Genomic DNA, 26,837 nt, shown 5'->3' with positions numbered 1-26,837 from the left:
TCCGGGAAGATTGTCCCTAGGGGCCGAAGAATATTGCCCGTTGCGACGAACTGGACGGCTGTTTACGAATGTTAAGGTTCGTAAACGGGTAAATCGACCAGTTTTGGTGCGGGTGGGGCTCAGGGGCGTGGGCTGTTGCCGGAACCGGTCGACAAGAAACTGGGGGACGTCTTGACCAGACTGTCGGCGCCGAAGAGCGCGCTTCTCGCGACGTGTGCGTTGCTGCCTACGGCTGCGTTCGCGCAGCAAACCCTGCAGACCATCGAGGTGGTCGGCGTCTCGCCCGTTCAGGGCAGCGAGATCGCGAAGGACAAGATTCCATCCAATGTCGAAACCATCGGAGCGCGGGAGCTCGACCACAGCCGCGCGCCGACGCTGCTCGACGGCATCCTGCAATCGGTGCCCGGCGTATCGCTCAGCGACCAGACCGGCAACGCGTTTCAGCGCGACCTGAACTACCGCGGCCAGACCGCCTCGCCGGTGCTCGGGACGCCGCAGGGCATCGCCGTCTACCAGAACGGCACCCGCATCAACGAGGCCTTCGGCGACGTCGTCAACTGGGACCTGATCCCGGAAATGGCGATCGCGCGCATGACGCTGATGCCGAACAATCCGCTGTTCGGCCTCAACGCCACCGGCGGCGCGCTCTCGATCGAGATGAAGAACGGCTTCAACTACCAGGGCGGCGAAGCGCAGCTGTTCGGCGGCTCGTTCGGCCGGATCCAGTCGGGCGCGCAATACGGCTGGAACAATGGCACCTATTCGACATACATTGCCGCGGAAGGCGCCTATGACCGCGGCTGGCGCGACTATTCGTCGGCCTCGCAGATCCGGCGCATGTATGCCGATTTCGGCGCGCGCGGCGACAACACCGAATTCCACCTCTCCTTCACCGGCGCCGACAACAAGCTCGGCTCGGTCGCGGCTACGCCGATCGAGATGCTGAATCAGCGCTGGTCCAGCGTCTACACCTGGCCGCAGTCGCTGCGCCTGCAGATGCAGATGGTGCAGGCCAGCATGAAGTGGGCGCCGACCGACACGCTCTCGATCCAGGCCAACGGCTACTACCGCAACTACAAATCCGCGCGCATCGACGGCAACGGCACCGAGGTTGCGGCCTGCGACCCTGCGGGCGCGTTCCCCGGCGAATTCTGTCTCAGCGATTCCGCCGGCACCGAGTTCCAGATGAACCGCAACGGTCCGACCGTCAACACGCTGGCGGGCGATGCGGCGCTCGGCCAGATCGACCGCAACACCGTCAAGACCGACAGCTATGGCGGCTCGCTGCAGGCGACCTCGACGACGCAGCTCTTCGGCCATGACAACCATTTCGTCGTCGGCGCCAGCGTCGATCACGGCAATACCAACTTCCAGGCCACCTCCGAGCTCGGCACCATCGACAACAATCTGTTCGTCACCGGCCTCGGCGTCTACGTCGATCAGCCCAATGCCGGCCTCGCCCCGGTCAACCTGAACGCCAAGAACACCTATCTCGGCGTCTACGCGACCAACACCTTCGACATCACCTCGCAGCTCGCCTTGACGGCCGGCGGCCGCTTCAACTGGGCGCAGATCAATCTGCGCGACCAGACCGGCTTCGCGCCGCTGCTGAACAGCAACAACAACTTCCAGCGCTTCAACCCGGTGGTCGGCCTGACCTACAAGATCACGCCTGATATGACCGCTTACGCCGGCTACTCCGAGGCCAACCGCGCGCCGACGCCGCTCGAGCTCGGCTGCTCCGATCCGGCCAATCCCTGCCTGATCGACAACTTCCTGATCGCCGATCCGCCGCTCAAGCAGGTGGTGTCGCGCACCGTCGAAGGCGGCCTGCGCGGCGAGATCTCCGGCGGCCGCTCGGCCTACGCCGCCGATCTGCCGGCCTATCGCAAGGCGCCGATCAAGTCGGTGGCGGTTGATGACGGCTGGCGGCTGCGCTGGGGCCTCAGCCTGTTCCGGACCGAGAATTCCGACGACATCATCCAGGTCGTCGACCCGGCCAACCCGGTGCGCGGCTACTTCAAGAACGCCGGCACCACCCTCCGCCAGGGTGTCGAGGCCAAGCTCGATCTCGCTTGGAATCGCTGGACCGCATACGCCAACTATACTTTCATCGACGCCACCTTCCGCAGTGCTTTCGACGTCAACGATCCGTTCCTCGGGGCGCCGGTCGGTGTCGTCTCCGGCAACCACATTCCCGGCATTCCGGCGCATCGCCTGAAGCTCGGCGCGGAATATGCCGTGACCGACGCCTGGAAGGTCGGCGCCAGCGTCAACTATGTCGGCAGCCAGTACCTGTTGCACGACGAAACCAACGTCTATCCGAAGGTTCCGGCCTACTGGGTCGTGAACGTCAACACGTCCTATCAGGTGACCAAGAACGTCGAGGTGTTCGGCCTGATCCAGAACCTGTTCAACCAGCGCTACTACTCGGCGGGCACCGTGTTCGACCCTGCCGGCTTCAACACCGCCGGCGGCGGAACGGCGTTCGCGTTGAACGATCCCCGCAGCATGGTGCCGGGAATGCCGCTCGCGGCCTATGCCGGCATCCGGGCGAAGTTCTGAGCCTCAGCCACGGACCACCAGCGACGCATAGGCGCATCCGCGCCGCGCCACGGCAGCCCCCACCGTGGCAAGAAGGCCGGGAGAAATCCCGGCCTTTTCATTTGCTGGTCGGGGTCTTGCAGGTGCCGGAACCGCGAGCGCGGAGTTCATCTCTGCGATGTCCTTCGCGGTAGAGCGGTCTGCCGTCCTCGTCGTCAAGTTTCAGATCTGGCGGGAGAGCGGTGCTTCAAGCGAAGCCGCTTATGATGATTAATCGAATTACTATGGGACTAATTCTGCTGTTAGTTGGACAATGTCCCGTGCGTTCATAGAAAAGTTCGCCTTGCTGGTTCCTGCCAACGTTTCGATACAATCGGTCATCAACAAGAAGCCGTGTATTGCGTAACGTGGGGCGTCAGGTGAAATCAAAAAGAAAAAAGCGCAGCGAGGCGGCTGCTGCTAGTTTCGTGTTGTTGTCGACATGGATGGTCGTCGGCGAGGCAAGGGCCGAGTGCACGACGCCGGGTGTCACGGTCACCTGCAGCGGGAGCATCTCCTCCGCGATCACCGTGTACGACGCCGCTGCGGCGACAGCGACGCCCTCGAGCGGCAGCAATTCTTATACGCCGGCGAACCCGGTCTTTCCAGCGACCGGCTACAATCCCAACCCTCCCACGGCGATCGTCACGCTGGACTCCACGGCCGTTCGCAATCTCACTACGAACACCCAGACCGGCCTGGCCGATCGCGGCATGATCGCGGCCAATTTCTCCAATGCCGAGGACCCAGCGGTCAACAACGTCATCATCAACAATGCCGGCTGGCTGAGCCTCACCACCAGCCAGCTCAGCGCCGGCCGGCTTCACGTCGTCGTCGCCGACAGCCAGGTCAACAAGTTCACCGTCAACAACACCGGGACGCTCGCCGTCACCCAGAATGTCTTCGGCGCGTTCGATGCGAGCAAGCTGAGCGTTTCGATCGGCGCTACGGCGACAGGCCGGTACAACGGCACCAACCTCGCGGTCATCTCGGCGCTCTATTCCGACGACAACACCAACAGCTTCGTGGTGAACAACCGCGCCGGCGGTACGATCTCGGCGACCGGCAACTATGCCGCTGCCTATTACGGCCGGGCCGACACCTCGATCACCAACTCCGGCACCATCGCCAACACGAGCTGGACGGCGGCGAGCCGCTTCTACGACGGTCACTGGGCGATCGCAGCGTTCGCCGGCGCCGAGTTCGATACCATCCCCGGCAGCAATCCGGATTCGCCGCTCTACAAGTTCGACTCCGCGGGCAACGTGACGGTGACGGAGACCAAGGCGCTGACGCTGACCAACAATGCCAGCGGCGTGATCAAGGGGGACATCCTGGCGCTCGATACCAATCCGCTGACCACCGCCGCCGGTCTCGCCGCAGGATCGACCTTCCCGCTGACTGGCAGCGGCTCGAACTCTGGCCCGCGCGACAGCGTCATCGCCAATGCCGGCCTGATCCAGGGTAACCTCTATCTCGGCTCGGGCGAGCATGACGTCACCAACAGCGGCACGATCTCGGGATCGATCTCGGTCGACCAGAGCGCCTCGCGCGGCTCCTTTGCCAAGGCGACCGCGGGTACCGTCGCCGGCACCTATAGCAGTTCCGGCTCGGGCATGGATGCCAACGGCAACGCCTGTCCGACGGCCGGCACCAACACCACGGACCCGCTCTGCGCCGCCAGCAACAACCAGGCGGCGACGTTCTTCGGCGCCCGCACATTCAATCTGGTCAACACGGGCACGCTCGGCGGAGACATCACCATCAACGACGAGGATGGCGCCACGAATGCCATCCTGCTCAAGGGCACCGGCTTCAGCGGCAACGTCGTCGCGCAGAACGGCCTCGGCAGCAATTCGCTGACGCTCGACGGCGTGACAAGCCTCGCCAGCATCGTCAATTTCGGCATGCTGGACCTGATGAAGTCGCAGGTCACCGTGAGCGGCGGGGCCGGCGTGCAGCTCGTCGATGGCGCTGTGCTGCGGACCACGATCTTCGGATCTGGCGGCACCGCGGCGGCGCCGACCAGGATCGGCAACATCACGGGCGCGGTGACCTTTGCGGGCGCGGGCACGGTCGCGCCGACGCTTCAGGGCATTGTGCGCCATGGCGATGTCTACCGCGTCGCGACGGTGGTGTCGGCGACGCCGCTCGACGTCGATTTCCCCGGCGCGCTGGTCGGCTTCACGGCCGATACGTCCACCGGGGCTCTGCTGCTGAATGCATCCGTGCGGTCGCCCGCGACCATCGCCGGCATCTCGCCCTCCAGCCTCGCCGCGCTGAACGGATTGCTTGGCTACAGCGGCAGCAACGCGCAGGTGCAGGCGCTCGGCGGCGCGGTGCAGAGCCTCGGCACCGACAGGGAGGTGCGCAGCGCCGGCGATCAGTTGCGTCCGTTCGTGAACGGCGCCCAGGTCCAGGTGCCGCTCAGCACCGCATCGCTGTTCCAGAACCAGATCGACAACCGGCTGACGGCCGCGGCCGCATCGCCCAATTCGCGCGTCGCCTCGGCGTTCGCCGACGACACCGATCCGCTCACCTCGATGCTGATGGCCTTCAATGCGACCAAGGCCCGTCCGACGGTGAAGGCAGCGCTGGCTCCGGCCATCGCGCCCGAACCGGAACGCACCGTCTGGGGCAGCCTGATCGGCACCAATGCGTCGCAGCGCGACGTGGCCGGTGTTGCCGGCTACAGCGGCAATACCGGGGGGCTCGTTGCCGGCATCGATCAGCGGATCGATGGTGCGTTCCGCGTCGGTGCCGCGTTCGGCTATGCCACCAGCGCGATGGACGATCGGACCGCCGCCGGCGATGCGGTCGGGATGCAGCACTATCAGGGCACGGTGTACGGTGCCTATGTCCAGCCGTCCTGGTACGTCAACGGCTCCGCCGGCGTCGCGCTGGTCGACTACACCACCACGCGCCGCATCAACTTCGCGGGCTTCACCGATACCGCCTCCGGCAGCCACAAGGGGTGGCTGACGCTGCTCCGCGGTGAATTCGGTCTGCCCGTGAAGGTGGATCAGGCCGTGCTGACGCCGTTTGCCGGCGTGACCTATGCCCGCCTCGATCAGCAGGCCTACACCGAGACCAGCACCGCAGGTGCTGCGCTCGCGATCGCCAAGCAGACCACCAATTCGGTGCGCTCGAACCTCGGCCTCCGCGCCTCGGTTCCGTTGCTGGTGACCTCGACCTACGGCTTCGGCCTGGAGACGCTGGCGGCATGGCGGCACGAGTTCGGCAACACCGCGCAGAACGTGACCGCAAGCTTCGCCGGCGGCGGCGCGACCTTCTTCGCCGCCGGACCGTCGCCCGAACGCAACCTGGCCGAGCTGGGCGCCGCGCTCAAGCTGGTGGCATTCGGCGAGCGTCAGTCGATCTCGCTGGGCTACAACGCCGTGGTCGGCAGCCAGTATCTCGAGCAGTCGGCGGTGCTGAAGGTGCGGGCGGAGTTCTGAAGAGTCCGCCTTTGGCAGAGCCTGCGAAGCACGACGTCGAAGAGGCCGGGAGCAATCCCGGCCTTTTTGTCGCTGCATCGTCGCAGCGCGCGGCGCGACGCGTCTCCGCTGCCGTAGGGTGAACAAAGGCGCGCGCGACACTGCATGCCGCGAGCTGAACTCCATCGCGCACCGTGCCCACCATTCCCTCCGGTTGCGCGGGTGCACGGTGGGCACGCGACGCCTGCGGGGCGGCCGCTTTGCCCACCCTACGCAGCCTGCATGAATCGTCGAGGGGCCTGCTCACGCCGGGTCTCGGGCAATTATCCCGCTGGCCTCGTGAGCGGGATCGTTGCCTGCTCTTGGAATTTACGAAGCATCGCGATTAGTTGCTGCCGGCCTCCGTCAACTACGAACTTCCGCCACAGAAGCCGACCAGCTATTGCGCATCGTATCGAGCAGCGAGGTGTGCACATGAGTCGTAGATCTTCAAGCCTTGTATCGATCGTCTCATTATTGGTGGATGCCCTTCGCCGGCCCCACGTCCGCCGTTGGGTACGAGCGACGATCTCGGTCGCGACTCTCGCCGGCGGTATAGGTGCGCATTCTCTGCTGCTTGGCGATGCGACGGCGCGCGATCTCGACGGGCGTTATGCCAATTCTCCGCTCAAGGGCTGGTTCGAGAGTTTGCGTTCGGGCAGGGGGCCGTGCTGCTCGGATGCGGATGGCACCGCGCTCTCGGACACGGATTGGGACACGAAGGATGGCCGCTATCGTGTCCGCATTGAAGGCCAATGGTGGGTCGTTCCGGAAGAGGCCGTGGTGACTGAGCCCAATCGCGCCGGCCGGACGATGGTATGGCCCGTGTATTATCGCGAGCTGAATACGGGCCTGCGCATCGATGTGCGCTGCTTCCTGCCGGGCAGCATGATGTAGGTGGGGATGTGCTGGATCGCAGGGCTGTAGGGTAGGCAAAGGCGCGCAAGCGACATGCTGCGTCAGACGCGGTCTCTTGCGCGCCGTGCCCACCATTCCCTCCGCTTGCGCGGATGCACGGTGGGCACGCGCCGCCTGGCGGCAGCGCTTTGCCCACCCTACGAGATGACGATTACTCCGCCGCTTGCGCCGCTTTCAGCGTCGGATAGTCGGTGTAGCCCTTTTCGCCGCCGCCATAGAGGGTAGCGCGGTCGAGCTCGTTGAGAGCTGCGCCCGTCTTGAGCCGCTCGACCAAGTCGGGATTGGCGATGAACGGCCGACCGAAGGCGATCAGGTCGGCCGCGTTGGCATCCAGCTGCTTGTTCGCGAGCGCGAGGTCATAGCCGTTGTTGGCGATGTAGGTGCCGTTGAAGCGCTTGCGCAGCGAGGCGTAGTCGAACGGTGCAACGTCGCGCGGGCCGCCGGTCGCCCCCTCGATCACGTGGATGTAGACCAGATTCAGTGCCGCGAGCTGGTCGACGATGTAGTCGAACAGCGCCTGCGGATTGGAATCCGAGATGTCGTTGGCCGGCGTCACCGGCGACAGACGGATGCCGGTCTTGTCGGCGCCGATCGCCTCCGAGACGGCCTTGGCGACCTCGAGCATCAGCTTTGCGCGGTTCTCGATCGAGCCGCCATAGGCGTCGGTGCGCTTGTTGGCGCCGTCCTTGGCGAACTGGTCGAGCAGATAGCCGTTGGCGCCGTGGATCTCGACGCCGTCGAAGCCGGCCTCGACGGCATTCAATGCGGCCTGCTTGAATGCCGCGACGATGCCGGGAATTTCGCCGAGCTCAAGCGCGCGCGGCGCTGAGACGTCGGTGAAGGCGCCGCCGACGAAGGTCTTGGTCTTGGCGGCAACGGCCGACGGCGCGACCGGTGCGCCGCCGTTCGGCTGCAATGAGACATGGGAGATGCGGCCGACATGCCAGAGCTGGATGAAGATGCGGCCGCCCTTGGCGTGCACCGCGTCGGTCACCTTGCGCCAGCCGGCGATCTGCGCCTTGGAATAGATGCCGGGCGTGTCCTGATAGCCCTGACCCTGCTGCGAGACCTGGCTCGCCTCGGAGATCAGGAGGCCGGCCGAGGCGCGCTGGGCGTAGTACTCGGCCGTCAGCGGACCAGCGGCGAGGCCTTCAACGGCGCGGTTGCGCGTCAGCGGCGCCATCACGACGCGGTTGGCGAGGGTGATCGGACCGAGCTGGTACGGCTCGAACAGTTTGGATGCACTCATCGGGGTCTTTCCAGGAGGGAGGAGGAGGGGGTTCAGGTCAGTTGTGCATTGCCGCGAACAGCGCAATGCCGGGAGGTATCCGTCCGGCGCAGACGAGCCGCGCGATGGAGCGGCCGCGACTGGCCGTCCGCTGGACAGCCTGTCGCAGTCCACGAAAGGGGATCAGGCCACGCCCAGGAAGTCCCGCTTGCCGATGTCGACGCCGTTGTGGCGGAGAATGCCGTGAGCGATCGCAGCGTGGAAATAGAAGTTGGGAAACGAGACGCGGTTAACGAAGTCCTGCCCCTTCAGGGTCAGGGTGGTGTTGGGCCCGCTGGGAAAGGTCACGTCGCGGCTATCGGCCCCGTCGAACTGCGCCGGCGTGAACGCCTTGAGGTAATCGACGGTCTTGGCGAGCCGCTGGCGGAGCTCGGCGAATGTCGTCTCGGTGTCGGGCGTGCTGGGGATCTCGCTGTGGGACAGCCGCGCGCACCCCTTGGCGGCGAAGTCGCAGGCGAGCTGGATCTGCTTGGAGAGCGGCAGCATGTCCGGATACAGGCGTGCGCCGAGCAGCACCTCGGGGGCGATCTTCCTGGCTTCGCAATGGGCCTCGGCCTTGCTGAGCAGGCCGGACAGGCTGCCGAGGATCTGGAGGTAGGCCGGGACGGTCGAATCGTAGAAGGACATGTGATGCTCTCTCTTGGCAGGAGACGTCGCGACGAAAGCGCGCGCCCTCGGAGATGGGGCGGCGTCCAAGAGAATGCAACTGCATCTTTCCGGTTTTTCCGGGCGCTGGCGGATTGCTGCCCTACCGTTCCCGGCATATCACCTCGTCTATGCGAGCTGGCCGTCGCCGGCGTTCTCAGCGATTTTCGATGTCGCGGCAAATAGGCGGTCGCCACTGCTGTCGCACGACTGGCATCCATCAGGCGCATGCCTTCCAGTATGAGGATTTCGCCAAGCCGTGGACGCAACGCCGGATCGAGGTCGTGGAGAATTTCGAGCGGGACACCGGCCTGAAGGCGTATAAGGCTTGGATGGACAAGAAGGACCGGCACCCGTACTGAGACAGGCACGACGGCGACGGCTCATTTCGGCTGAGTTGCCGACCATGCTCGGGATGGAGATCATTGTGACAAGCCGACGGGCTCGAGTTGTCCGTCACCTCCCGCTTTTGTGTCCGGAGCGATCATCTCGCGGTCCAATTCCAAGGGTGATAGATTGGAATTGGGAGGAGCGGACGATGGTCGCATGACATCGGAGGACACGCATGATCCGTTCCGGAGCTTTGATCGCCATCCTGCCGTGCAATGATCTCGATGCCTCGGAGCGGTTCTACAATCGGCTCGGCTTTGCGCGCCCGGACAGCGACAGGCCGGCTCCGGGTGAGCCCAACACCTATCGCATGCTGTCGAATCCGCAAGGTGGATCTCTGCACCTGACGGACGCGGTCGAGGGATGGCTGACGCCGGGCCGAAACCCCTTTGGACTCTACCTCTATGTCGAGGATGTCGACGCCGCGGCGCAGGAGTTTCAGCAAACGCCCGAAGACAAGCCTTGGGGGATGTACGAGTTCGCGCTATCCGACCCGGATGAAACCTTGGTCCGTGTCGGCTGGCCAACGCGGCTGCGCGCCGGGTCGTAAGAGGTCATCGACTCGTTTGGGCTCTTACGCGCCACGCGCGGGCGTCGCCCGCCGATGTGCGCTCACCGCGTCGCTGTCGTTGAAGCCGGTGCCGCCTGCGCCCGCGGCGTGTTTCCACGCATCCGCGTGAGCAGCTCTGCCGTGGGCCAGGAGTCGGCCGGCAGCCCCAGCCGCAGCTGCATCGTCTTGACCGCGGTGCGGCTCTGCTGTCCCAGCACGCCGTCGACCTTGCCGACGTCGAAGCCGGCCTTCACCAGCAGCTGCTGCAGCTCCTTGATCTCGTTGAACGGCAGTTGCGCCACGGGGCCGGCGGGCTTGCGCATTGGCGGCGCGCCGGCGATGCGGGCGGCGAGGTAGCCGGCCGTGGTCGAATAGATCAGCGAGTTGTTCCATTCGGTATAAGCGGCGAAGTTGGCATAGGCCAGGAACGCCGGGCCGTTGCGGCCCATCGGCAGCAGCACCGAGCCTTCGAGCGCATCGTTCGGCAGCGGCCGGCCATCGGCATAGGTCACGCCGAGGGCGGTCCATTTGCTGCGCGGCGCCTTGACGGTGAGGTCGGCCTGCTCCCAGGGAAACGTCTGCGGCACGCGGATCTCCTCCAGCCACGGCTCGCCGCGGCGCCATTTCAGTCCGGTCGCGATGTAGTTGGCGGTCGAGCCGATCACGTCGGGCGCGCTGCGCAGGAGATCGCGGCGGCCGTCGCCGTCATAGTCGACGGCATAGGTGACGTAGTGGGTCGGCAGGAACTGGGTCTGGCCGAGCTCGCCAGCCCAGGAGCCGATCATCTCTGACGGCGTGAGATCGCCGCGGTCGATGACCTTCAATGCGGCGACGGTCTCGTTTTGGAAGCGCTCGCTGCGGCGGCAGTCATAGGCCAGCGACACCAGTGACGGCAGCACCGGCAAATTGCCCATGTTGGCGCCGAAATCGCTCTCCAGACCCCAGAACGCGGCGATGACCGCCGGGGGCACGCCATACTCCTTCTCGGCGCGCGCGAACGCTGCCGCGTGCGCCTTGATGTGCTGCTGGCCGTTCTGCATCCGGTAGGGCGCGGCCATCCGGCCGGCGAACTCGGTGAACAGTTGACCGAACACGCGCTGGCCGCGGTCGCGATTGACGATGCCCTGGTTGTAGGTGAGGTAGGGCGAGGCGGCCGCGATCGCGCTCTGAGACACGCCTTCGGCAATGGCACGCTGCTTCAGCTCGGCGAGAAACCGGTCGAAGCTCTGGCCGTTATGGCAGGCCGCGGCGCGCATCGATGGCGCCGGCTTGGGCCGCGGCGCCGCAGCCTCCGGCGCCATTTGCGCGGTGGCGCTGACAACCAGCATGAACGAGGTTGCGAGCGCGCTGAAGGTGACGCGCAAGGCAGTCGAAGAGCTTCGCATCCGGTCTCACCGATGGCTGTCTAATTCCTTGTCCATCCATCGATATCCGATACGGAGGGAAAGGAAAAGGCGAGGGGGAAGCGAATGGTGGAAAGGGGCGAATGGCGAATAGGGAGTAGCGAATAGGGGATGAGGAAGCCCCCATTCGCTACTCGCCCTCTTCACCCAACCTTCGCCAGCGCCGCCTGGGCCTCGCTCTGGATCCGCTTGAGATGCTCGGCGTCGCGAAAACTCTCGGCATAGAGCTTGTTGACGTCCTCGGTGCCGGAGGGGCGCGCCGCGAACCAGCCGTAGTCGGTCTCGACCTTGATGCCGCCGAACGACTGGCCGTTGCCCGGAGCCTTGGTATGCACCATGCGGACGGGATCGCCGGCGAGCTCCTTCAGGTTCAGCATTTCCGGCGTCAGCGCCTTCAGCGCCGCCTTTGCCGGCGGGCTCGCCGGCACGTCGATGCGCTCATAGACCGGCGCGCCGAGCTCTGCCGTCAGCTCCTTGTAGAGCTCGCTCGGATCGCGGCCGCGCCTGGCCATGATCTCGGCGGCGAGCAGCCCGAGGATCAGGCCGTCCTTGTCGGTGGTCCACACCGTGCCGTCGCGCTTCAGGAACGAAGCGCCCGCGCTCTCCTCGCCGGCGAAGCCGAAGCTTCCGGAGCCGAGCCCTTCGACGAACCATTTGAAGCCGACCGGCGTCTCCACCAGCTTGCGGCCGAGCTTCTGCGCGACGCGATCGATCAGCGAGCTCGACACGATGGTCTTGCCGATGGCGGCGTCGCTGCGCCAGTCGGGCCGGTGCGCGAACAGATAGGAGATCGCGGTCGCCAGATAGTGGTTCGGATTCATCAGCCCGCCCGAGCGCGTGACGATGCCATGGCGGTCGGCGTCGGTGTCGTTGGCAAACGCGACGTCGAAGCGCTCGCGCATGCCGATCAGGCTCGCCATCGCATAGGGCGACGAGCAGTCCATGCGGATCTTGCCGTCCCAGTCCGCGGTCATGAACCGGAAGGTCGGATCGACGAGATCGTTGACGATGGTGGCATTGAGGCCGTAGCGCTCGATGATCGGCGCCCAATAGGCAATCGCCGCGCCGCCGAGCGGATCGATGCCGATCTTGATGCCCGCGGACTTGACGGCCTCGAGATCGACGGTGTTGGCGAGATCGGCGACGTAGGGCGTGATGTAGTCGTAGGTGTGCACCGAGCCGCTCTGCTTGGCCCGGCTGTAGCTGATGCGCGATACGCCATCGAGGTCGTTGGCCAGATAGACATTGGCCTGCCGCTCGATCTCGCCCGTCGCATCGGTGTCGGCGGGGCCGCCATGCGGCGGATTGTATTTGTAGCCGCCATCCTCCGGCGGATTGTGCGACGGCGTGATGACGACGCCGTCGGCGAGATGCGCCGTGCGGCCCTTGTTGTAGGAGATGATGGCGTGCGAGATCACCGGTGTCGGTGTGTAGCCGCCGTCCTTGTCGACCATCACCTCGACGCCATTCGCGCCGAACACTTCGAGCGCGCTGGCCAGCGCCGGCTCGGCCAGCGCGTGGGTGTCGATGCCGACGAAGAGGGGGCCGTCGAGGCCCTGCTGGCGGCGGTAGTCGCAGAGCGCCTGGCTGGTGGCGAGAATGTGGTTCTCGTTGAAGCCGGTCTTCAGCGACGAGCCGCGATGGCCCGAGGTGCCGAACGCGACGCGTTGGGTCGGCTCGTGCGGGTCGGGCTTCAGCGCATAATAGGCCGTGATCAGCCGCGGAATGTTGGCGAGCGCGGCATTGGCGATCGGCTTGCCGGCTGCGGGGTCTGTCTTGGCCATGAAGCATCCTTCGCAAGTTCGAGAAACATCTGCGGCGGCGCTTCGTTCCGCCGCGGCGGGCGCAGGGAACGCGGCGCGTCGCGACGAGCCTGCCGCAACATGGCGGCGCGCGGCGATCCGATCAACGGAATTCGTGCCTGCCCCCCGCGGCGGCGTGAAGCCTGTTTGATATCCGCTGGGGGGAATGCCGGAGACTCGCGGTCGAGGCCGGCCAATGTCGCCGCCTTGTGCGCGCGACATTAACCACGCCTCACTGAGTCCGCGTGCCGGGACCGGCGCTTAAGCCTGAGTTTAACCGATGACCCTTGAAATAGCAGGCCAGAGCAGAGGCGCGTCTCGTGCGCGGGAGAGTCGTCAGGAGCGGAAAAGTGAGAGCGCTTTGTCTCGGCGCGTTGGCCGTCGTTTCAACCTTGGCGCTGGCCGGCTGCAGCCACCAGGTCACGCCGCAGGTGGCATCGTCTTGCGTCGATCTGAGCGGAAGGCCATGCGTGGACGGTCCCGTCGCCGACCAGTCGCCGCAATCATTGGAGCCTATCACCACGATCCACAAGCCTGCGGTCGCGCGCCGCGCGGCTCTGCAGCGCAAGCACGCCCGTGCCGCAAAGCGCCGGGTCAAGTCGCAAATCGTCACCGCCAAGCCGGCTGAGAAGCCGACTGAAAGGCCGGTTGACAAACCGATCGAGAAGCCGCTCGCGGCGCCGGCGCGAACGCCGCGGCCCGGTTCGCCTGCGCCGGCTGACGGAGCACCTTCGCCGGTGATCAAGACCCCCGCCGCCACGACGGACACGCCGAGTCCGGCCAAGGTCCAGAACGACGTCATGGTGGCTGCGGTGACGGTGGCCGCCGAGCTCGCCGAGCGGATGACCGCGCTGCGTGTCCCCGAAGGACCCGGCGAAAGTCCTCTCGTCGCTGTGCTGCTGGCGCGTCCCACCGTGCGTGGCGTAGGCGATCTCAGCGGCAAGGTGATCGCGATCGACGAGCGCTATGCCAAGTCCAACGCGAAGATCACCGCGGCCATGAATGCGGCCGGTGCGACGGAGGTGCTGCTGCTGGAAGGGCAGGCCACCGCGATCACCCGGTTGAACAATGGCGAGGTGAGCGCGGCCGTGGTGGCCCTGGTCTCGCCCGAGGCCGCGGAGGCGTTTCCGAAGATCGCGGGCTTTCGCCTGTTCTCTGTCGTCCTGAAGCCGTAGCTTCACGATGAGCATGAACATCTGCTTGGCACATGCCAAACCAGCACCTTCATGCAGTCATCCGGACAGATTGTTGCGGAGGCAAGTCGAAAGGCCCGGCGAAGGTTGCTGTCGAGGGCGCAATCTTGCGGAGGGGGGCTCCCACGTTCGGAGCCCGGCTCAAGCCTTCTTCGGCGCGGCCTTCTTCGGTGTGGGCTTGGCAGGATCCTTCCCGGCCGCCTTGCTCGTCGCCTTGCCGCCTTGCGGCTTGGCCGCCGCACCGTCGGCCTTCTTCTCCGGCTGCTTGGTCTCCGGCTTCCTGGGCAGCTCCGCGGCGGCGGCCTGGCGCATCGCGCGGGCGTAGCTGTCCGCGACGTTGTCGGCGGAGATCAGGAGCCGTCGGGCGGCGGCATTGGCCTGCTCGACCGCCTCGCGCGCGAGCAGCTTGAAGCGCTCTTTGGCGTCCCTGTCCTTGGCCTTGACGGCCATGCCATTGAAGCGGTCCTTGCGCTTCTTCGCCGCCGCCAGAATGGCCTTGTTCTGCTGCTTGGCCAGTTGCCGGATCACGGCATCAAGATCGGCATCCGCCATCGTCGTCCCCAACTCCCCCAGAGAATCAGCGCGCCCCGGCGCTGCAAAGCGCGCGGACTATGCAATCGGCGCAGCCGCTTTGCAATCGGGGTACCAGAGGAGGGGCGCCGCGCAGATCGGGGCGGCGGGCGGATGAGACCCGTCCGTCATTCGGTGTCGTGCCGGCCCACGAAAACCCTGCGCATGGCGGTCATGTCGCTTCGAGTGGTGCATCAACACCGCTTACGACAATCGGAAACGCAACGTAACGAATTCTCTGCAATTCCATCAATTCCAATGCAACGGTTGATCCGCAACATCTTCGGCAACATCACCGTGTTTGTTGGAGTGTGGCCGTGCTGGCCGGAAATAGATACCTCAGCCTATTGTCGCGGTTCCGTCGCGACCAGAGCGGCAATATCGCGATCATCTTCGCGCTTGCCCTGCTCCCGATCCTCGCCTTCGTCGGCTCGGCGATCGACTATTCGATGGCCGTGCGCGCCAAGGCGAAGCTGTCGGCTTCGATGGACGCCGCGATGCTGGCTGCGACCGGCTACACCGCCATGCGCGGCGCCGCGTCGGACGCCAAGACGGCGGCGACCAACATGTTCAACGGCCAGATGGCGGCGCATAATCTGGCGGCGGACTCGCTGAACATCGATATCAGCGATAGCGTCACGGCGCGGACCGTGACCGGCAGCGCCAGCGTGGTGGTCAAGACGGCCTTCATGCACATGTTCGGCTACCCGACCATGACGGTCTCGGCCTCGTCGTCGGCTTCGGCCTCGTTCCCGACCTACATGGACTTCTACGTTCTGCTCGACAATTCGCCGTCGCAGGGCCTCGGCGCAACCACGGCCGACATGACGACGCTGCAGAATGCGACCTCCGACAAGTGCGCCTTCGCCTGCCACGACACCTATACGTCGAGCACGAAGAAGACGCTGCAGACCAACAGCTATTATTCCATCGCCAAGAAGAAGGGCGTGACGATGCGGATCGACGTCGTCAGGTCGGCGACGCAGTCGCTGACGGACACCGCGACCGCCAGCCAGGTCGTCAGCAACCAGTACCGCATGGCGGTCTACAGCCTGGGCAGCGACTGCGGCTCGCTGGGATTGACCACCATCGCCAGCCTGTCGTCGAGCATGTCGTCGGTGAAGTCGTCGGTCGGCGCGCTCGACCTGATGACGATCCCCTATAGCGGCTACAACAACGACATGTGCACCGATTACGACGGCGCGATGTCCGCCATGAACGGCGTGATCCCGACGCAGGGCGACGGCTCGTCGACCAAGCCGCAGAAATGGCTGTTCCTCGTCGCCGACGGCGTCGCCGACTACTCCTACCCGACGACGTGCAGCAAGACCGTGCTCTCCGGCGGACGCTGCCAGGAGCCGCTGAACACCGCGACCTGCACCTCCCTGAAGGCGCGCGGCATCAAGATCGCTGTGCTCTACACCACCTATCTCGCGATCACCAACAACAGCTGGTACACGACCTACATCGCCCCGTGGCGCAGCGACATCGGCAATATCATGAAGTCTTGCGCCAGCCCCGGCTACTACTACGAGGTGGATTCCAGCGGCAGCATCGGCGCCGCATTGACCGCTCTGTTCCAGCAGGCGATCGCCTCGGCGCATCTGACCAAGTAGCCCGGGCTCATGCCTCGGCGGCCGGCAGCTTGACGAGCCGCTCGATCGTGGTGCGATCGTTGAGCACGGCGAGCGTTTCGCGGCGGGAGAGGAAGTCGATCGCGTCCCTGAAGCAGGCCGCGTCGGCAATCCTGGCCTTCGCCGTCGTCAGCTCGACATCGATGTCACCCGGCTCGCGGCGCCGTGGCGCGGGCAGGGCATCGACATGCTGTCGCCGCAGCTCGGCATTCCGCTGCAGCGCGACCAGCGCGGCCTCGCGGCGGGGCTCGGGCTCGCGGGCAAGCTCCCGCGCCCGCATCAGCACGCGCGGCGGCGTCCGGTCCTCGGGCGTCACGAACAGGCCGGCGCCGGTGCCGCGGCCGCCCGTTAGAAGGCCGATCGGAATCGACAGCACGAGGCCGGCGATGACCGGCGACATCCAGGCGAGCAGCGGCAGCGACACCGCATAGGCGCTGGCAGCCATGGCGAGGCCGCACAGGGTGGGCAGCGCGAACTTGCGATAGATCTCCTGCCGGCTCACGCCGCCGTCGCTGCGGCGCTGCACCTGCCACCCGGCGTCGCGCCCGAGCAGGATCTCGATCACGGCGACCGACTGGAAGATCATCATCGATGGCGCGATCAGCGCAGCCAGCACGGTCTCAGCCGACACCGCGACGCAGAGGCGCAGCCCGCCGCCGAAGCCGCGGCGCCGCGCCGGCGTGAACAGGGCCGCGAGGCAGGCGAGCAGCTTCGGCACCATCAGCAGCCCCAGGGTCGCGGCAAAGACCTGGGCGGCGAGCACCGGATCCTGCGCCGGCCAGCTCGGAAACAGCGCAAAGCCCTTCGGGAAATATTCCGGGCGGACGAAATTGGCCTGCAGCGAAATCAGGATGCCGAGCACGAGGAACGCGAACCAGAGCGGCGCGGTGATGTAGGCGCCGATGCCGATCAACAGGTGCAGCCGCGACACCCAGTGCAGGCCGCGCGCCGGCAGCACCGCCAGATGCTGCAGATTGCCCTGGCACCAGCGCCGATCGCGCGCGGCGTGATCGATCAGCGATGGCGGCACTTCCTCGTAGCTGCCGTCGAGGTCGACCGTCATGTAGATTCCCCAGCCGGCGCGGCGCATCAGCGCGGCCTCGATGAAGTCGTGGCTGAGAATATGCCCGCCGAATGGTTTTCGCCCGCGCAACTCCGGCAAGGCCGCGTCCTGCGCGAAGGCGGCGATGCGGATGATGGCGTTGTGGCCCCAGTAATTGCCTTCCGCGCCGTACCACCAGGCATTGCCGGCGGCGATGACAGGTCCGTAGAGCCGGCCGGCGAATTGCTGCAATCGCGCGAACAGGCTGGTGCCGTTGACGATCACGGGCAGGGTCTGGATCAGCGCCGCCTGAGGGGCGTGCTCCATGGCATGCGCCAGCCGCACCACCGTCGCGCCGCTCATCAGGCTGTCGGCGTCGAGGATGATCATGTGATTATAGGCCGCGCCGAAGCGCCGCACCCACTCGGCGATGTTGCCCGCCTTGCGGGCGACATTGTCGGCGCGGTGCCGGTAGAACACGCGATCGGTGGCGCAGGCCTCGCGCAGCGCCAGGAACGCGGCCTCCTCGCCGATCCAGATGTCGGGATCGGTGGTGTCGCTGAGAAGAAACCAGTCGAAGCGCTCGGCCTGGCCGGTCTCCGCCACGGACTCGATCATGGCGCGCAAGCGCACCATCACCGCGTGCGGCTCCTCGTTGTAGGTCGGCAGCAGCATCGCCGTGCGGCTCGAGAGCCCGGGCAGCGGACCTTCGACATCGATCGCGATCGTATCGCGGCGGCGCGCGAACATCGCGCAGAAGCCGGCCAGGGCCGACACGAAAGCAAAGGCGATCCAGGCGAGCAGGGTCGAGAACAGCACCAGCACCATGCCTTCCAGCACGGTCACGCCGCCGACCTCGACCACCTCGTACATCCTGGTGCAGCCGGCCAGCGTCAGCGCGGCCGTGCCGGCGAAGATCAGCATGCGTCGGAACGCGATGCGTGGCCCGCTCGTGATCGCCTGCGCCGCCGCCGGAACATGATGGAGCGGCGACGGCTGCATCGCGAGCGGCGCTTCTGGGGGCAGCAGGCCGTTGATCTCCGCGCGACGAGGCGCGCGCATCGTCTCTGCGGCTACGGCGTCCATCGGTAGATCCAGCTTTCGGAGACGAGCTTGTCGTTGGCGGTCAGCTCCGCGCGCAACTCGACCGGTGCGCTATTGACGGCGCATTGGAAGCTCAGCCGCCATCCGCCCGTCTCGGGATTGGGCTGCGTGACGATGTTGGTCACCTCGGCCTTGTCGGCGCTCACCACGCCCTTGATCTGCGCCGGATCGAGCCCTTTCAGGGCGTCGCCTTCGAGCTCCAGCACGAACAGCCGGCCTTCGCCGTGAACGCCGACGCCGGTGCGGGTGAAGCGCGCCAGCGCGTGCGGCTTCGGCGCGTCCTGGCCCCAATGCAGGCGATAGGTCATGTTGTGCTCGCCCTTGGCGGCGAGCGGCGTCTTAGGCCGCCAGAATGCGGCGATGTTGTCGTGGATCTCCTGCTTGGTCGGAATCTCGAACAGCACCACGGCGCCTTCGCCCCAGTCGCCGATCGGCTCGATCCACAGGCTCGGCCGCCGTTCGAAATGCGATTCCAGATCCTGATAGGCGGCATAGCTGCGCTCGCGCTGCATCAGGCCGAAGCCGCGCGGATTGAGGTCGTTGAACACGCTGACTTGCAGGTCGCGCGGATTGCTCAAGGGACGCCACAGCTGCTCGCCCTTGCCGTTGAACATCGCAAGCCCGTCGGAATCATGCACCGCGGGTCGGAAGTCGTCGGCCTCGTTGCGGTCGTTCGGTCCGAAGAAGAACATGCTGGTCATCGGCGCCAGCCCGGCATGGCCGATCTCGACGCGCGGGTACAGCGAGGCCTCGACGTCGAACACGGTGGTCTCGCCGGGACGAATGGTGAAGCGGTAGGAACCGGTCGCGCTCTTGCTGTCGAGCAGCGCGTGCACCACCATCGCGGTGGCGCCCGGCGTCGGCTTCTCCAGCCAGAACGCCTTGAAGACGGGGAATTCCTCGCCCTTCGCCTCGCCGGTGTCGATGGAAAGTCCCCGCGCGGAGAGACCATAGATCTCACCCTTGGCCACCGCGCGAAAATAGCTCGCGCCGAGGAACACGCAGACCTCGTCATAGTAGTCCGGCCGGTTCATCGGCGCATGGATGCGGAAGCCGGCGAAGCCGAGGTCGGCCGCCGGGAACGCCGCGACCTGCTGGCCGAATGCGAAGTCCTCGGGACGATAGGCCACGGGCCTGGCCTGTCCGTCCGCAACCTCGTAGATGTCGACCCGGTCCTTGTAGATCGAGCCGCGATGGAAGAACTGCGCCTGGAACGGCAGGTCGTCGCCGCGCCACAGCGCGTGGTCCGGCAGGAAGCGGATCGAACGATAGGCATCGTAGTCGAGCTTCGCCAGCGCGTCCGGCAGCTTGTCGTCCGGCGCGGCGAATGGCTTGGCCGCGAGGGCGCGTGCGAGGTCGCGCACGGTGGCTGCACTGAACGGCTGAGCCGCAGGCGGCGCTGCGGACGCGCTCCGCGCCAGGGACGCGGCGACCGGGATCGCAGCCGCAGATTGAATGAACTGACGGCGATTCAACTTATTCTCACTCTGTTGCGTGGAACTGCGGAGCAACCCTTCTGGAGGCCTGCGGTTCCACCGCAAGCCAACAAGAGGCGGCTTTGGAGTTCCGACCTGCTGAATGCGCCAACGGCGATCCGTCCGGCGCGTGCAGAGCATGTGCGCGGCGTTCTGAACGCAGCGTGAGCGACGGTCCCGCGTGACGGACATGGAGCCGAGACGTGAGCACTCGACCTGCTCGCGTCAGCCACAGCAATTTTGCTTCTCGTGTCTTACGCCGGAAGGTGCGGGGCTACATCCAGGGCTGGGATCTTCCACGTCCTGACTCGCACACGGCGGCTGCCGCAATGCCGACGATGGGTGCGCTCCTGCAACACGATTATTGATCCATCGCAACAAGGTTTCCAGCCGGGGCTCTACGAATCAACTGGTCTGCGGCAACCGATCAAGGCACGAAAAGGGACCATGATTGGTGACCCGAAAGGACGTCGAAGTCGGTCTAGCACTCCGCGCCAAGTTCATGCACCGAATCGAGCGAACGCCGGCGAGAAAAATCTTACCGACTCCCGGGTCGGCAATGCCGCACACGATCACCTGGAAGGGATTTGAATGCTTCGATTGCGCGCGCTGAACGCTCCGACGCCCTTTCTCTTTTTCACTGGCAAGGGCGGTGTGGGCAAGACGTCGCTCGCTTGTGCGACCGCCATCAGTCTCGCGGACCGTGGATTGCGTGTCCTTCTGGTCAGCACCGATCCTGCGTCGAACCTCGACGAGATGTTGGAAGTTGAACTAACTGACAGCCCGGTGCCGGTGCCGAACGCGGCAAGGCTCTTCGCGATGAATATCGACCCTGAGGCCGCAGCCGAGAGCTACCGATCTCGCGTGCTCGAACAGCTCGAGACCACGGTGACGGATCAGGAGAGATCGACCATACGCGAGCAGCTTTCCGGCGCATGCACCACCGAGATTGCCGCATTCGACGAGTTCGTCGGATTGCTGGACGGGGACAGAGCGGGTTACGACCATATCATCTTCGATACGGCCCCGACCGGCCACACCTTGCGGCTTCTGAGCCTGCCGAAGGCTTGGACCGGTTTCCTGAAGGACAACGACCGCGGAGCATCGTGCCTCGGCCCACATTCGGGTTTGAAGATGCAGGAGGATCGTTTTCGACAAGCGCTTCAAGCGCTGGGCGATCCTCGGCGGACGACCGTGGTCCTGGTGACCCGCGCCGACCGGAGTGCAATCCGGGAGGCGGCGCGAACGTCGAGCGAACTTGATGCACTCAACCTCTCCAATCAGACACTCGTCGTGAACGGACGCTTTCACGCCACTGCCCCTGCCGACGCGGTCGCAAGCGCACTCGAGCGGGATCAGGATGAGGCGCTCGCCTCGATGCCGGATTCGCTGCGAAAGCTGCCGCGGGACGACGTCCCATTGGTTGGGTTCGACATTGTGGGTCTCGCGGCGCTCAGGGCCGTGTTGTCGTCGTCCAGTCCACGGCTTGAGACGTCGACTGGCGAGCAAGTCGGAGTGCCGGTCGGCCTGCAGGGCCTCGACCGTTTGGTCGATGACATTGCTCACCGCAATAGCGGCCTCATCATGGTCATGGGCAAGGGCGGCGTCGGGAAGACGACGGTTGCCGCTGCCATCGCTGTCGGCCTTGCGAGACGCGGACATGCCGTCCATCTCAGCACGACCGATCCAGCGGCCCACGTCACGGATGTCGTTGATGCCGCGATGCCCGGGCTGACGGTGGATCGGATCGATCCTCGGCGCGAGACGGAGCGCTATGTCGCGAAGATACTGGCGAGCCGTGGCCGCGACCTGGATGAGCAGGGCAAGGCGCTCCTGCTTGAGGACCTGGCTTCGCCCTGCACGGAGGAAGTCGCCGTTTTCCATGCCTTCTCGCACGTGGTTGCGGAAGCCCGGAGCGCCTTTGTGGTGCTCGATACGGCGCCGACCGGTCATACTCTGCTCCTGCTCGATGCGACCGGGGCCTATCATCGCCAGATGACGAGCCAATTGGAGCCGAGCGCCGCTGGCCGGCTGATCACGCCGCTGATGCGATTGCAGGATTCCAGCTACACGCAGATCATCCTGGTGACCCTGCCGGAAACGACGCCCGTTTCGGAGGCCGCCGCTCTCCAAGAGGACCTGCGGCGCGCCGGCATCGAGCCGTTCGGTTGGGTGATCAACAAATGCCTCGCCGCCTCCGGAACTCGCGATCCCCTGCTGCAAGCGCGGATTGCCAGAGAGCGGACCCAGATCGCTCGTGTTCAGGACGGCCTGGCCAAGCGCGCGTTCATCATGGGGTGGCGAAGCAGGCCTCCTGTCGGCATCGAGGAGCTGGAGGCCTTATCGATACCGAGTTCTTGATCACGTTCAGCTCCAGCGCGATCTGGTCTCCTCCCCTCGCGTCTCTTGTTACGCGACCCCCGCCCGCCCGTCGGGCAAATCGGCCGCGCATATTTGTTGGATTTGCGGCGCGCGCTACCGGCTCATGGCCTGTCGAGCTGTCAATTCCGTGTGCGCCGATGGACTGATTTCGTCAGCGAGTTCAGCTGGATCACTCGTGTCCAGTCCTATCGGCAAAAATATTGCTATTTCCATTTTTCAGAATTTGATGTTCACTCCGCTTGTCCCGCCTCGATCTGAGGGGCGTTTCGCGGTCGTCACGAGCGTTGGGTGCGGGATGCGATGGGCGTATCGAACTGCAGCGCGAGCGATCGTGCCGACGAACGGTTCGATGCGCACGGTCAAGCCGTGTGGTCCTGATCTCCCGGTGCTGAGATCAAGTCGCGCCGACGATGGCGCTGATGACAGGGGCAAGACAGCCGGTCCCTGGGGAGAGCACGGAGTAAGCCGTAAAGCCATCGCGCGGGGAAGGCCGGGATGTCCCAGCCGAACCTGTGGTTCCTGCCCCGTGCATTTTTTCCGCACGGGGGCCATGGGGGCGGCGAGCTCCCGGTCTTCCCTGCGCCCTCTGTGTTCAAAGGGGGCAAACTAACAGAAAAGCTCGGGCGCAGATGCGCCGCGAGGAGGTGACTGCATGTCTCTCCGCACCGGATATCCGAGCTTCACGTGTCTCCGCGTGACGTGTGCTCGCGTCCGTGCGTTGTTTTTTCAGTGTCATTGCGAGAGCGGGGCTACACACTCCGCCCCCGGAATGACGGAGGCGAGAGTGGAGCCCTCACAACTCCCTCGCATTGCTGAACGCGAACGAGCTGACGCGCCGGGTGGTCTCATCCAAAATCAGCGTCCGCGTGATCGGCGGCTCGGCGCGCTGGGCGCAGTTCTCGCGCTCGCAGAGACGGCAGTTGACCCCGATCGGGGTGCCCTCGGCCGTCTCGAGATCCATGCCGGCGGCGTAGACGAGGCGCGACGCGTGGCGGATCTCGCAGCCCAGGCCGATCGCGAAGCGTGGCTGCGGCAGCGGATGCGGCGCCACCGGCCGGCGGACCATCTGGGCGATCGAGAAATAGCGCGAGCCGTCGGGCAGCTCGATGATCTGCTTCAGCAGCCGGTCCGGCGTGTCGAAGGTCGAGTGCACGTTCCACAGCGGGCAGGTGCCGCCGAACTTGGAGAACGGGAAGGTGCCCGACGAGAAGCGCTTGGAGACGTTGCCGGCATTGTCGACGCGCAGCATGAAGAACGGAATGCCGCGCGCGTTCGGGCGCGACAGCGTGGTGAGGCGGTGACAGACCTGCTCGAAGCCGGTGTTGAAGCGCTGCGCCAGCACGTTGATGTCGTAGCTGAGCGCCTCGGCAGCAGTGAGAAACGGTGCGTAGGGCATCATCACGGCGGCGGCGAAATAGCTCGCGAGTGTCATGCGGTAGAGCCGGCGCGAGGTGTCGTCGAGCGCGCCGGCGCGGCCGATGATGATCTCGAACTGTGGGAGGCATTCGGCCATGCCGAGTTGGACTGCGAGCTGGAAGGTGCGGCCGGGCCCGTCGACCAGCTCGGAGATCAGCAGCTGACGCCGATGGCGGTCGTAGCGGCGCAAGGTCTCGCGCATGACGTCGACCGGCATCACACGGGTCTGCACCGAATGTTTTTCGCGCAGCCGCGCGGCGAGCGCGGCATAGAGTCCTTCGGCCGGGACGTCGAGCGCGTCGCGCAAGGCTTCGGCCTGCTGCTCGAGCTCGGCGAAATAATTGCGGTTGGCCTCGATCAGGTCGCGCACCCGCTCGATCGGGTTGGCTTCGAAGCGGGCGCCGTCGTTGCGGTCGGCCATCTGCGCCGCCACCAGGGTCTCGCCGCGCCGGGCCTCGGCGTAGGCCGCGTACAGCCGCTGCAGCGCATGGGTGACGCCGGGGCAGAGCTCGGCAAGGTCGCGCAGTTCCTGCTTGGGCAGCTCGATCTGCCGGAACAGCGGATCGGAGAAGATCTCGTTGAGCTCGGCGAAGAAGCGGTCCTCGTCCGCGGTGGCGAGATCGCGCAGATCGAGATCATAGGCCTCGGCCAGCCGCAGCAGGATCTGGGCCGAGACCGGGCGCTGGTTGCGCTCGATCAGGTTGACATAGCTCGGCGAGATGCCGAGGCCCTCGGCGAGCTGGGTCTGGGACAGCCCGAGCTGCTGGCGGATGCGCCGGAAGCGGGGCCCGACGAACAGCTTCTTTCCGGACTCACCGGGCATCGCGATCCCCTCATGGCCGACCGGCCCTCGGATTGTGACAAAATTGACAAAATGACATTTATGACAAGTGATGATGTTACATGACATCACCATTCGAAAACAAGGCCTCTATACGAAGCTGCCAGTTTCGCGTTTATCTCCTGTCACGCAATTCGCAATGCACTGTCAAAGTTGTGACGGTTGAAGGAGGGTCTCATGACCAGCAATTTCTGGGTGATCGGCGGCGAGTTCGGCTCGATGAATTTCCACAAGCTGGTGGAAGGCTCGGCCCAGGTGAAGGGGCCGTTCAAGTCGCGCAAGGAGGCCGAGGACTGCTGGCGCGAGGTGTCCGAGGAGAACCGCCACAAGGCCGGCGTCCGCTTCTCGATCGTCGAGGAGCCGCAGCGCGCGCCGGCGGCCTGATCGCTGGGAAGGAATGCATTGCCGGGTATTTGATTAAGCTCGAGGAAAGAGCCCAAGGACGGGGCGGTCTCAGCCGGGTCATGCCGGAGGAGGCCGCCCACGTCCGTTTCGTGGTTACGCCAGCGTGCTTATAACCCATTGAAGATGAAAGGGGATTGCAGAATACTGGGTTACTGCTACGTTAACACGGTGGGAACCTGGCGAAACCAGGGCCGAACCGTGAAAGCGTGACCGATGTCCGAGGCCGCCGACAGCAGCACTGAAGCCCGCCCCGTGCGCCTGCGCGAGGCGCTGCGCCAGGCCCGGATCGAGGCCGCAGACCGAACGGGCGTGGTGGTTGATCTGCGCGACGCCGAGGTGGCGCGGCTGGAGATCCTCAACGACGCGCTCGACCCGCTGTTCGCGGATATCCCGATCCAGCTCGATCTGTTCGATCGCGGCATCAGCCAGGGCGAGACGCCGCGGCTGTGGATCGACGTCGTCGCCCACGTCGTGATGGGGCGTGACAAGCGGCAGTATCGCTTCGTGCAGGACACCCGAAACGGCCGCGTCGTGCTCGCCGAGTCGCACGACATCGCGGCGATCGTGAAGGCCGTCACCGACTACGTCGCCCGCCGCATGGTCGAGCGCGAGCGCGCCTTCAGCGTCGCAAGGGCTCAGGCGAAGACGAGCGCCAAGGCGCCGCGGCGGCGCGGTGGGGTCTGGCCGTTCGTGCTCGGCTTCGTGCTCGGCGCGCTGTCGCTGTTCGGCGTCGCATTCTATGCGAGCCTACAGCAGATCTGACGGCGTGGCCGCGCCTCAAAGCAGGCGGACCTCGCGGATCTCGCGCACCCGCAGCGCCTCGTTGACCGCGCGCACGGTCATGTCGCAGCGCCAGTGATTGCCGTCGCTGCTGATGGCAAACATGTTGTAGGCCGCGGCCGGATAGTGGCCATGCGCCATCGACGACGCCGAGGGCACGCCGACGACCGGGATCTTGCGCTCCGGGCCGTCGATCCAGATCGTCGAATGCACGTGGTCGTGGCCGTGCAGGATCAGCTCGACGCCGTGGCGCGCGAGCAGCGCGATCAGCTTCCCGGCGTCGGTCAGCCGCTTCATCCGGTGGGCCGAGCGCAGCGGATGATGCACCAGCAGCACGCGGAACAGCTGCTCGTGGGCCAGCGATTCGAGCATCTGCTCCAGCGCGGCGAGCTGTGCGCTGCCGAGCCGTCCCGTCGCCATGAACGGCGCCGACGGCACGGCCGAGGACAGGCTGATCAACGCGAGCGGCCCGCGCCGGCGCAGCGACGGGAACGTAGCCGGTCCCTCGGCATCGCCGCCGAAATAGTCGGCAAAGCTCTCGGCGAAGCGCAGCCGGGTCGAGCGCACATAGGCGTCGTGATTGCCGGGAATCGCGGTGACCTTGTCCGGCGGCCCGACGGTCCGCAGCCAGGCCTGGGCGAGCGGGAATTCCGATTCCAGCGCGAAATTGACCAGATCGCCGGTGACGGCGATCTGGTCCGGCATCTGCGCATGCAGATCGGAGATGAGCAGATCGAGGATGTCGCGGCGGTGATATTTGTAGCGATTGCGCGTCCAGTTGAGATAGCCGAGTGCGCGCTTGCCGGCGAGCTCCGACAGGCGCGGCTTGTGCTGGGGAGCGAGGTGCGGGTCGGACAGGTGGGCGAGGGTGAAGGCAGCCATTACGCCCCTCGGTGCCGATGGCGGATGCAGGCGCGCCCAGCAGATGTCATCTCGTGCT

Annotated in this window: 20 protein-coding genes; 10 read left to right on the top strand and 10 right to left on the bottom strand. The window is 65.6% G+C overall.

Features of this window, described 5'->3' with window-relative positions; all coding sequences use genetic code 11:
- Positions 1-171: 171 nt before the first annotated feature.
- Positions 172-2,565, top strand: a complete 2,394-nt coding sequence (locus tag ACQR2C_RS27955; protein WP_434882544.1) for a TonB-dependent receptor — start codon at positions 172-174, stop codon at positions 2,563-2,565.
- 394 nt (positions 2,566-2,959) lie between these two features.
- On the opposite strand, the gene ACQR2C_RS27950 is transcribed toward ACQR2C_RS27955, so the two are convergent.
- Positions 2,960-3,097, bottom strand: a complete 138-nt coding sequence (locus tag ACQR2C_RS27950) for a hypothetical protein (protein WP_434882543.1) — start codon at positions 3,095-3,097, stop codon at positions 2,960-2,962.
- Positions 3,098-3,113: 16 nt separating this feature from the next.
- Here ACQR2C_RS27950 and ACQR2C_RS27945 point away from each other — a divergent pair, with 16 nt between their 5' ends.
- Together ACQR2C_RS27945 and ACQR2C_RS27940 are read left to right on the top strand one after the other, a co-directional pair.
- Positions 3,114-6,041 carry an autotransporter domain-containing protein gene (locus ACQR2C_RS27945; RefSeq protein ID WP_434882542.1) on the top strand — a complete coding sequence of 976 codons (2,928 nt, stop codon included), beginning with the start codon at positions 3,114-3,116 and terminating at the stop codon, positions 6,039-6,041.
- A 546-nt stretch (positions 6,042-6,587) separates the two neighbouring features.
- The gene (locus ACQR2C_RS27940) at positions 6,588-6,956 is read left to right on the top strand and encodes a hypothetical protein (protein ID WP_409997934.1); all 369 of its coding nucleotides are present in this window, start codon (positions 6,588-6,590) and stop codon (positions 6,954-6,956) included.
- Between the two features lie 172 nt (positions 6,957-7,128).
- Here the strand turns inward: ACQR2C_RS27940 and ACQR2C_RS27935 are convergent, their stop codons facing one another.
- Positions 7,129-8,226: an alkene reductase gene (locus ACQR2C_RS27935; RefSeq protein ID WP_434845387.1), complete on the bottom strand. Its 1,098-nt coding sequence runs from the start codon at positions 8,224-8,226 to the stop codon at positions 7,129-7,131.
- A 162-nt stretch (positions 8,227-8,388) separates the two neighbouring features.
- On the bottom strand, positions 8,389-8,892 hold the full coding sequence (locus ACQR2C_RS27930; protein WP_316178084.1) for a DUF1993 domain-containing protein: 504 nt from the start codon (positions 8,890-8,892) through the stop codon (positions 8,389-8,391).
- Positions 8,893-9,080: 188 nt separating this feature from the next.
- Here ACQR2C_RS27930 and ACQR2C_RS27925 point away from each other — a divergent pair, with 188 nt between their 5' ends.
- Complete coding sequence (locus tag ACQR2C_RS27925) at positions 9,081-9,272, top strand: hypothetical protein (protein WP_316217349.1); 192 nt, start codon at positions 9,081-9,083, stop codon at positions 9,270-9,272.
- Positions 9,273-9,475: 203 nt separating this feature from the next.
- Positions 9,476-9,850, top strand: a complete 375-nt coding sequence (locus tag ACQR2C_RS27920; RefSeq protein WP_434882541.1) for a VOC family protein — start codon at positions 9,476-9,478, stop codon at positions 9,848-9,850.
- 62 nt (positions 9,851-9,912) lie between these two features.
- Here the strand turns inward: ACQR2C_RS27920 and ACQR2C_RS27915 are convergent, their stop codons facing one another.
- Together ACQR2C_RS27915 and pgm are read right to left on the bottom strand one after the other, a co-directional pair.
- Complete coding sequence (locus ACQR2C_RS27915; RefSeq protein ID WP_434882573.1) at positions 9,913-11,151, bottom strand: lytic murein transglycosylase; 1,239 nt, start codon at positions 11,149-11,151, stop codon at positions 9,913-9,915.
- Positions 11,152-11,396: 245 nt separating this feature from the next.
- A complete protein-coding gene (gene pgm, locus ACQR2C_RS27910) occupies positions 11,397-13,037 on the bottom strand; it encodes a phosphoglucomutase (alpha-D-glucose-1,6-bisphosphate-dependent) (protein ID WP_316238485.1) in 1,641 nt (546 codons plus the stop codon).
- A gap of 488 nt (positions 13,038-13,525) precedes the next feature.
- On the opposite strand from pgm, the gene ACQR2C_RS27905 reads away from it, so the two are divergent.
- Entirely contained in the window at positions 13,526-14,230 is a 705-nt protein-coding gene (locus ACQR2C_RS27905) for a hypothetical protein (RefSeq protein WP_434874658.1), read from the top strand.
- Positions 14,231-14,389: 159 nt separating this feature from the next.
- On the opposite strand, the gene ACQR2C_RS27900 is transcribed toward ACQR2C_RS27905, so the two are convergent.
- Complete coding sequence (locus ACQR2C_RS27900) at positions 14,390-14,800, bottom strand: hypothetical protein (protein ID WP_434882540.1); 411 nt, start codon at positions 14,798-14,800, stop codon at positions 14,390-14,392.
- Between the two features lie 335 nt (positions 14,801-15,135).
- On the opposite strand from ACQR2C_RS27900, the gene ACQR2C_RS27895 reads away from it, so the two are divergent.
- Positions 15,136-16,434, top strand: a complete 1,299-nt coding sequence (locus tag ACQR2C_RS27895) for a TadE/TadG family type IV pilus assembly protein (RefSeq protein ID WP_434882539.1) — start codon at positions 15,136-15,138, stop codon at positions 16,432-16,434.
- Positions 16,435-16,441: 7 nt separating this feature from the next.
- Here ACQR2C_RS27895 and mdoH read toward each other — a convergent pair whose 3' ends face one another.
- Together mdoH and ACQR2C_RS27885 are read right to left on the bottom strand one after the other, a co-directional pair.
- Positions 16,442-18,580: a glucans biosynthesis glucosyltransferase MdoH gene (gene mdoH, locus ACQR2C_RS27890; RefSeq protein WP_434882538.1), complete on the bottom strand. Its 2,139-nt coding sequence runs from the start codon at positions 18,578-18,580 to the stop codon at positions 16,442-16,444.
- Entirely contained in the window at positions 18,568-20,073 is a 1,506-nt protein-coding gene (locus tag ACQR2C_RS27885) for a glucan biosynthesis protein G (RefSeq protein ID WP_315802755.1), read from the bottom strand. Before ACQR2C_RS27885 ends, mdoH begins: the two co-directional genes overlap by 13 nt.
- Before the next feature lie 591 nt (positions 20,074-20,664).
- Between ACQR2C_RS27885 and arsA the strand changes: the two genes are divergently transcribed.
- On the top strand, positions 20,665-22,434 hold the full coding sequence (arsA, locus tag ACQR2C_RS27880; protein WP_434882537.1) for an arsenical pump-driving ATPase: 1,770 nt from the start codon (positions 20,665-20,667) through the stop codon (positions 22,432-22,434).
- 814 nt (positions 22,435-23,248) lie between these two features.
- On the opposite strand, the gene ACQR2C_RS27875 is transcribed toward arsA, so the two are convergent.
- Positions 23,249-24,694, bottom strand: a complete 1,446-nt coding sequence (locus ACQR2C_RS27875; RefSeq protein WP_315802757.1) for a helix-turn-helix domain-containing protein — start codon at positions 24,692-24,694, stop codon at positions 23,249-23,251.
- A gap of 195 nt (positions 24,695-24,889) precedes the next feature.
- On the opposite strand from ACQR2C_RS27875, the gene ACQR2C_RS27870 reads away from it, so the two are divergent.
- Together ACQR2C_RS27870 and ACQR2C_RS27865 are read left to right on the top strand one after the other, a co-directional pair.
- On the top strand, positions 24,890-25,096 hold the full coding sequence (locus ACQR2C_RS27870; protein ID WP_006612464.1) for a DUF4170 domain-containing protein: 207 nt from the start codon (positions 24,890-24,892) through the stop codon (positions 25,094-25,096).
- Positions 25,097-25,330: 234 nt separating this feature from the next.
- Positions 25,331-25,879: a hypothetical protein gene (locus tag ACQR2C_RS27865; protein ID WP_434882536.1), complete on the top strand. Its 549-nt coding sequence runs from the start codon at positions 25,331-25,333 to the stop codon at positions 25,877-25,879.
- A gap of 15 nt (positions 25,880-25,894) precedes the next feature.
- On the opposite strand, the gene ACQR2C_RS27860 is transcribed toward ACQR2C_RS27865, so the two are convergent.
- Entirely contained in the window at positions 25,895-26,779 is an 885-nt protein-coding gene (locus ACQR2C_RS27860) for a metallophosphoesterase family protein (protein WP_316178101.1), read from the bottom strand.
- Positions 26,780-26,837: the final 58 nt, after the last annotated feature.

Source organism: Bradyrhizobium sp. HKCCYLRH3061 (genome assembly GCF_051168015.1).
Classification (GTDB): Bacteria; Pseudomonadota; Alphaproteobacteria; order Rhizobiales; family Xanthobacteraceae; genus Bradyrhizobium.
The sequence above is the reverse complement of the archived record's forward strand: the minus strand, read 5'-3'. Positions and strand labels throughout refer to the sequence as shown.